The organism is Mesorhizobium sp. B2-5-3, assembly GCF_006441005.1.
GTDB lineage: Bacteria > Pseudomonadota > Alphaproteobacteria > Rhizobiales > Rhizobiaceae > Mesorhizobium.
Genome location: NZ_VFUS01000005.1, coordinates 464,598 through 472,463 on the forward strand (window position 1 = coordinate 464,598; position 7,866 = coordinate 472,463).

At 64.2% G+C, this 7,866-nt stretch carries 6 protein-coding genes; 1 reads left to right on the forward strand and 5 read right to left on the reverse strand.

The annotated features are described in order from the left end of the window. Positions 1–266: 266 nt before the first annotated feature. The 3 genes from edd to zwf all read right to left on the reverse strand — a co-directional run bounded on the left by edd (position 267) and on the right by zwf (position 4,354). Positions 267–2,111: a phosphogluconate dehydratase gene (gene edd, locus FJ867_RS15065; protein ID WP_140525577.1), complete on the reverse strand. Its 1,845-nt coding sequence runs from the start codon at positions 2,109–2,111 to the stop codon at positions 267–269. A gap of 72 nt (positions 2,112–2,183) precedes the next feature. Then, the gene (gene pgl / locus FJ867_RS15070) at positions 2,184–2,900 is read right to left on the reverse strand and encodes a 6-phosphogluconolactonase (protein WP_140817802.1); all 717 of its coding nucleotides are present in this window, start codon (positions 2,898–2,900) and stop codon (positions 2,184–2,186) included. Then, a complete protein-coding gene (gene zwf / locus FJ867_RS15075; RefSeq protein ID WP_140501096.1) occupies positions 2,882–4,354 on the reverse strand; it encodes a glucose-6-phosphate dehydrogenase in 1,473 nt (490 codons plus the stop codon). The genes pgl and zwf overlap by 19 nt, the downstream gene beginning before the upstream one ends. 313 nt (positions 4,355–4,667) lie before the next feature. On the opposite strand from zwf, the gene FJ867_RS15080 reads away from it, so the two are divergent. After that, a complete protein-coding gene (locus FJ867_RS15080; protein WP_140686547.1) occupies positions 4,668–5,414 on the forward strand; it encodes an SDR family oxidoreductase in 747 nt (248 codons plus the stop codon). Positions 5,415–5,457: 43 nt separating this feature from the next. Here FJ867_RS15080 and FJ867_RS15085 read toward each other — a convergent pair whose 3' ends face one another. Beyond that, positions 5,458–6,306 (reverse strand): SH3 domain-containing protein, encoded by an 849-nt coding sequence (locus FJ867_RS15085; protein WP_246675049.1) that lies wholly within the window; start codon positions 6,304–6,306, stop codon positions 5,458–5,460. Positions 6,307–6,529: 223 nt separating this feature from the next. After that, positions 6,530–7,816, reverse strand: a complete 1,287-nt coding sequence (locus FJ867_RS15090; RefSeq protein WP_140580325.1) for an FAD-binding oxidoreductase — start codon at positions 7,814–7,816, stop codon at positions 6,530–6,532. Positions 7,817–7,866: the final 50 nt, after the last annotated feature.

Genomic DNA, 7,866 nt, shown 5'->3' on the forward strand with positions numbered 1-7,866 from the left:
CCATATGGCGAGCTGACGAAAAATTGAGATTTTGTGGTGATTCGGAGGAATCATGAACAGCTAGCGTACGCCGCCAGCGGAGAGCAGTTGCATTCGAGAAGCACAGTGGGGCGAGTTATTTACGGAAAGCCTTGTGCTTTGCCCTTTCGGCCACGTCCGATCTCAGAAATCCTAATCTTCGCAACAAAATAACCGGCTTTGACGACGATCCCCGCGACAAGCAAGTAATCCACATTTCAGCTACGGCGGCCAGGAGCCGTCCCTTTTCATTGCAGTGCGAATTCCGCTGCGTCGGTTCCAAACGCGCTGGCCCCATGGTCGGCTCGACCCACCAGCTGACGGAACCCGGCGAAGAGCTCACGGCCGAAGCCGAACTCATTGCCGATGAGATCGGCTTCCGCCGTCCGACGCAGCGCGAATTCCGCTGCCGGTACCAGCACTTCAAGCGTGCCGGCATCCGCATCCAGCCGGATGATGTCGCCGTCGTGGATCCTGGCGATCGGGCCGTCCTCGACCGCTTCCGGCGTGACATGGATCGCCGCCGGCACCTTGCCGGAGGCGCCGGACATGCGCCCGTCCGTGACCAGTGCGACGCGCTGGCCGCGATCCTGCAGGATGCCGAGCACGGTGGTCAGCTTGTGCAGTTCCGGCATGCCGTTGGCCTTCGGCCCCTGGAAGCGGATGACGGCGATGAAGTCGCCGGTGAGCGTGCCGGCCTTGAAGGCTTCGTTCAGCCCTTGCTGGCTGTCGAACACTTTGGCCGGCGCTTCGATGAGGCGCCGTTCCGGCTTCACCGCGGACGTCTTGATGACGGCATGGCCGAGATTGCCGGCCAGCACTTTGAGGCCGCCCGTCGGCTGAAAGGCTTTCTTGAACGGCGCCAGGACCTTCGCGTCGCCACTCGCGCGCGGGGCGGCTTCGCGCACGACGCTGCCGTCGGCACCGAGCTTTGCCTCGACTGCGTAGGGCCGCAGGCCTTCGCCCCATACCGTCTGCACATCTTCATGCAGCACGCCTTCGTCGAGCAGCTCGCGAATGAGGAAGCCGAGCCCGCCGGCGGCATGGAAATGGTTCACATCCGCAAGCCCGTTGGGATAGACGCGCGCCAGGAGCGGCACCGCTTCCGAGAGGTCGGAAATATCCTGCCAGGTCAGCGCGATCCCAGCGGCTGCGGCCATGGCGATCAGATGAATGGTATGGTTGGTCGAGCCGCCGGTCGCGTGCAGGCCAACCACGCCGTTGACGATGGAACGCTCGTCGATCATCCGCCCGACCGGCGTATAGGCGTTGCCAAGCGCGGTGATCGCCAGCGCCCGCTTGGTCGCCTCGCGGGTCAAGGCGTCTCGCAGCGGCGTGCCCGGATTGACGAAGGAAGCGCCTGGCGTGTGCAGGCCCATGATCTCCATCAACATCTGGTTGGAGTTGGCCGTGCCATAGAAGGTGCATGTCCCCGGTCCATGATAGGATTTTGACTCGGCCTCCAGCAGTTCGGCGCGGCCTGCCTTGCCCTCGGCATAGAGCTGGCGAACCCTGGCCTTTTCATCGTTGGGCAGGCCTGTCGTCATCGGCCCGGCCGGAATGAACACCGCCGGCAGATGGCCGAAGGTCAGTGCCGCGATCACCAGCCCGGGCACGATCTTGTCGCAGACGCCCAGATAAACGGCGGCGTCGAACATATTGTGCGACAGGCCGATCGCGGCCGCCATGGCGATGACATCGCGCGAGAACAGCGAAAGCTCCATGCCCGGCTGCCCCTGGGTGACACCGTCGCACATCGCCGGCACGCCGCCGGCAACCTGGGCGATGCCGCCGGCCTCCCGCGCCGCTTCCTTGATCAGCGCCGGGAATGTCTCGAAGGGCTGATGCGCCGACAGCATGTCGTTGTAGGAGGTGATGATACCGAGGTTCGGCACCTTGTCGGCACCCAGCGCCACTTTCTCCGAGGGGCTGCACACGGCAAAGCCATGGGCAAGATTGCCGCAGGACAGCACCGCCCGGTTGGCGGTCTGGTTCGATGCGCTGGCGATGCGGCCGAGATAGCGCTCGCGGCCCGGCTTGGAGCGTTGGCGGATGCGCTCCGTGATGGCTTCGATATCGCGTCTTGCGGTCATGGCGTTCGGTCCTTTCAAGCGAGGTCCCGGAAACATCCTCCCGCCGTTTGCCGGGACCAGATAAGTCTAGAGTTAGGGTGCCCAGAAAACCTCTACAGGCCTGGGGGCGGCGTCGAGCACGGCGCGGATCGGCTTTCGCGGACCGGGTGCCACCGCGCCGTCGAAGGCGGTGCGTTTGTCCTCGCCCTCTATGTGCAGCGCCAGGAGGCCGGCATCGACGATGCGCGCCAGCGACAGGGTCAGCCGCGGCTCGCCGGCGCTTGCCGCATGAACCGGCAGCACGATCCTGTGCGAGGACGGGTCGAGCAATTTCGCCAGATCGTCGGCGTCGGGAAAGAATGAGGCGGTATGGCCGTCAGGTCCCATGCCGAGCACGGCGACGTCGAGCGGCCAGGGCAGGGACTGGAGCGCCGCATTGTCCGATGCCGCGGCATCCTCGATGCTGACGGCTTCGTGATAGAGCGGCACGAACCGTGCCGCCGCAGCCGCGTTCTGCAACAGATTGGCGGCCACCAGTCCGGCATTGGAACGCGGCGAGGAGGCCGGCACGAAGCGCTCGTCGATCAGCGTCACCGTTACCTTGTCCCAGGCGATCGGTATTCCCGACAGGGCAGCAAAGAATTTTGCCGGCGTCGTGCCGCCGGAAACGGCCAGTAACGCCGTGCCGCGCGCCGCGATTGCCTTTGCCAGCCGGTCGGCGACGCGGCCGGCCAGCGCAGCCGCCAGTTCCGCGCGGTCGGAAAAGCCATTCCAGTTGTAGCTGGCGCTGTTCAATTGCTCTCGTGCCATGTCCGCCCGTCACGTTCGATCAGCGCTATCGAGGCCGAAGGTCCCCAGGTGCCCGCCGTATAGCCCTGCGCCTCCTGCCTGGCGCTTTCCCAGGCGTTCTGGATCGGGTCGATCCACCTCCACGCGGCCTCGACCTCGTCGCGGCGCATGAACAGCGTCTGGTTGCCGCGCACGACATCCATGATCAGCCGTTCATAAGCGTCCGGCGCGCGGCCGTCGAAGGACTGCGCGAAGCTCATGTCGAGCGAAATCTGCCGCAGCCGCATGCCGCCCGGACCCGGGTCCTTGATCATGATGAATTGTTTGACGCCTTCGTCGGGCTGCAGCCGGATGACCAGCTGGTTGGCGAAGATCGGCCCGGCGCTGTCGCCGCCGAAGATCGAATGCGGGATCGGCTTGAACTCGATGACGATCTCCGAGACCCGGGTTGCCAGCCGCTTGCCGGTCCTGAGGTAGAACGGAACGCCTGCCCAGCGCCAGTTGCCGATCTCGGCCTTGATCGCGACGAAGGTTTCGGTGTTGCTGTCCTTGCCGAGCTCCTCGACATAGCCTTTCACCGGCCCGCCTGCGGAAGCGCCGGCGCGGTATTGTCCACGCACCGTGTGCTTCGGCGCCTCGTTGCCGTTGATGCGCTTGAGCGCGCGCAGCACCTTCAGCTTCTCGTCACGCACGGCGTCGGCGTCCATCGACGATGGCGCTTCCATGGCCACCAGGCAGAGCAGTTGCAGCATATGGTTCTGCACCATGTCGCGCAGCGCGCCGGCCTTGTCGTAATAGGTGACACGGTCTTCCAGGCCGACCGTCTCGGCGACGGTGATCTGCACGTGGTCGATATGGGCGGAATTCCACAGCGGCTCGTAGAGCGCATTGGCAAAACGCAGCGCCATCAGGTTCTGCACCGTTTCCTTGCCGAGATAGTGGTCGATGCGGAAGATCTGGCTTTCGTGGAAATCGTCGCCGACCAGATCGTTGAGCGTTTGCGCAGAGGCGAGGTCGCGGCCGATCGGCTTCTCCAGCACGATGCGCGAATTCGGCGTGATCAGGTCGTGTTCTTTCAGCTTGTGCGAGATGTCGCCGAACAGCGCCGGCGCCACCGCCAGATAGAAGGCGCGGATGCAGTCGCTGTCACCGATCGCCTTTTTCAGTCTGTCGAACCCCGCGCCGCTCGTGGCATCGGCCGGGACATAGGAAAGCCGCGCCAGGAAGGTCTTGAGCTCCTTGGGATCGATATCGGCCGCCTTGACGTGGTCGGAAATAGCCTGCTTGGCGAAAGCCCGAAATTCGTCATCACTCATCTTCGAACGCGACGTGCCGATGATGCGGGTTGGCTCGGAAAATTGATGGTCGCGCTGGCGATAGTAGAGCGACGGCAGAAGTTTGCGTTCCGACAGGTCGCCGGTGCCACCGAAAATGATGAAGTCGAAAGGGTCGACGGGGATGATCTGGCTGGTCATGGTCTATCCGCTTTGACGCCGGTCGCGAGTACGCGGCTGATATATTCTAATCGATTTAAATTTTCCAGTGCCATGGTGTCACATCGACGACCGATCGCTACATATTTGCGTCGGTCCAGATGTGCGCTTGACACTGGCACCAAGCGAAGGCTTGTCGGCAAACGACAACTCCGCCAAGCCTTCGCAGTTGCAGCATAGGACGTGAATGTGACGAAAGCTAAGGGAGAATCAGCGCTTTGCCTGTCGTGGCACAGGCCATGATGCCGGCAGCCCACGGTAAAAGCCACGCGATGAACCCAGGGAGCGGAAAAACATGCGTCTGAAGGACAAGGTCGCCATCGTCACCGGGGCCGCTTCGGGTTTCGGCGAGGGCATTGCCCGTCGCTTCGCCGAGGAGGGCGCCAGGATCGTCGTGGCCGACCTCAATGCCAAGGGCGCCGAACGCGTAGCCGGCGAGATCGGCGAGGCGGCGATCTGGACCCAGACCGACGTTTCGCAGCGCTCCGAATTCGACGAGATGGTCCATGCCGCCAAAAGCGCCTTCGGACGTATCGACATCATGGTCAACAATGCCGGGTTCACCCATCGCAATGGCGACATGCTCGAAGTCGACGAGTCGACGTTCGACCTGATCACATCGGTCAACATGAAGGCCATCTATCATGCTGCCCTTGCCGTCGTGCCGATCATGGAGCGGCAAGGCGGCGGCGTCATCCTGACCACGGCCTCCACCGCTGGCCTGCGCCCTCGGCCCGGCCTCACCTGGTACAACGCCTCCAAGGGCTGGGCGATCACCGCCACCAAGTCGATGGCGGTGGAACTCGCGCCGAAGAACATCCGCGTCAACTGCCTGTGTCCGGTGGCCGGTGAGACCGGCATGCTGGAAAAATTCATGGGCGCCGATACACCCGAAATCCGCGAGAAATTCCGCGCCTCGATCCCGCTCGGCCGGCTTTCGACCCCGCTCGACATTGCCAATGCGGCACTGTGGCTGGCATCCGACGAGGCCGCCTTCATCACCGGCGTGGCGCTGGAGGTCGACGGCGGGCGCTGCATCTGACGCACATCGTCATGGCTGCGCCAAAGATCGGCTCGCCGGTACGTCAGGCGCCGGTCTTGATGTAGGTTTTGTAGACCCAGCCTGTCTTGCCGTTGTAGACGATCTGGCACCAACGCTTGCAGCTCATCACTTGAACCGAGGTCTTGGCGGGCACCGTGACGATGGCGGCCGCATTCTTCTTCGGGCCGCTGCGCATGGTCACGGCCCTGAGGATGCGCCCGGTGCCAGCTGCGGCCGCTTTGCGCGGTTCGGCCTTGCTGTCGTCATCCTGCGCCGCAGATTGCTGCGACGCTACTTGTGGTTGCGCGGCCGGAATGGCGGCGGTCTGCGCGCCATCGGGACTGCTGCCCGCCGCCGGGGCCGGTGCGGCGACCTTGGCGAGCTCGGTGGCGGCGTCGGTGTCGGCAGCGGGTTGCGCGAATGCCGCCGCCGCCGGCTTGTCAGGCGTCTGCCCGGCCTTGCTCGCCGACTGGCCGGAAGCAGCCGGTGCGGTCTTCGATTGGGAGGCGGTCCAGCGCGGGTCGTTCGCCGCGAGCGCCGGAATGGCGGCTTCCGAGACAGCCACGGTCGGCGAGACCTGGTCGGACTTTCGCGCCGCTTGCGGCACCGCCGCCGCGGCCGCCGTGATCCCCGCTGCCGCGATCTTCGTCGTCTTCACCGGAACGGCCGGAATGGCTTGCCCTGGATTGGCAACCGCTTGCCGCTCGTTCGCCGGCAACGCCAGCCACAGTGCCACCGCGGCCACGCCGAGCAGCGCGGCCGTGCCGACCGCGGCAATCACCAGATGCGAGTTCGAACGGACTCCCTGCCAGAATGACGGGCGCATGTCGTAGCCGAACTGCATGGCAAAGCGCCGACGTTCCGGAGCACCGAAACTGAAGGGCTCTCTCACTCTTGCCACCTCCATAAGGGGCCGATGTTCTTCGATCAAACACCGCAATGCGTGCGTCGGTCGCACCGGTCCCAAATCAAACAGCGGGCGGGCCCGCAGAAAATCCCCGTCTATATTCGCTAGAGATTGCACTTTTTGCCCGCGATTGTGGCATCAGTGCGCCATTGCTGAAGATTCTGCAACGCTTGGATGTCGCGGCCCCCATGATATTACTCAACAATTGTTAAATCCTGTCGCGCAACGCGAACCAGTTGAGCGCTAGGAAAAGCAGCGGCGCGCGCAAGCGCCGGCCACCGGGGAACGGCGGAATCTTCAAATCCTCGATCAGCTTTAGCCGGTCGCGGTTGCCGGCTACCGTTTCGGCATAGAGCTTGCCGAAGAAGTTCGACAGCATGACGCCGTGGCCGGAATAGCCGCCGGCCGAGATCACATTCGGCATCACTTCCCGCACGAACGGCTTTCTCGGCACCGTGATGCCGACATAGCCGCCCCAGCCATGCGTGATTTCGACGTCCCTCAGTGCGGGATAGAGTTCCGCGATCTGGCGGCGGATATGGATATGGATGTCCTTGGGGTCGTTGACGCCGTAGACCTCGCGTCCGCCGAACAGCAGCCGGCCATCCCTCGACTTGCGGAAGTAGCGCACGACGAAGCGGGAATCATCGACGGCCTCGCCGCCCGGCAGCACGTTCGAATCCGCTCCAAGCGGCACGGTCGCGCCGATGAACGAGCCGATCGGCATGATGTGCGCGGCACTCACCGGTTCGAGCGTGCCGCCATAGGCATTGACCGCGATCAGGCATTTCTGCGCTGTGATCGTCCCCCTGGCTGTCGAAACCTTCACCGTGCCGCCGCTCGAAACAATGCCGGTCGACGGCGTCGCTTCGAACAATCGTGCGCCGGCCTGTGCCGCCGCCCGCGCCGTGCCGATCACCAGTTTCATCGGATGGATATGGCCGGTGCCGGTGTCGCGCGTCCCGCCGAAATAGGCTGTCGAGCCCAGCCGCTGCGCAGTTTCCGTCGCGTCCATGAACGAAATGTGCGGATAGGAGAAGCGGCTGGCCATGATCTCGGCATGCGCCTTGTAGTCGTCGACATAGCGCGGCTTGTGCGCAACCGAGAGCTGGCCCGGCATGTAGTCGATATCGATCTGGTTGGCGGCGGCGAATTCGAGCAGATGCGCCTTCGCCTCCTCGGCGAGGTCGAACAGTGCCTTGGCGCGGGAAAACCCGTACTCGGCCTCCAATTCCTCGGCCCAGGCGCGCTGCCCGGTGCCGAGCTGGCCGCCATTGCGCCCGGAAGCGCCGTCTCCGAAGCGATACGCCTCGATCAAAACCACATTGGTGCCCGCCTTGGCCAGATGCACCGCCGCCGACAAGCCGGTGAAACCGCCCCCGACGATAACGACGTCGCAGCTCCGGTCACCGTCCAGCACCGGATATTCGGGTCGCAGGCCGGCCGTGTCCTCGTACCAGGAACGGCCGGGGGAGATCGGGGATTGGTAGGGCATGATGCTCACGCAGTAGGGCAGTAGGGGAGTAGGGGAGTAGGGGAGTAGGG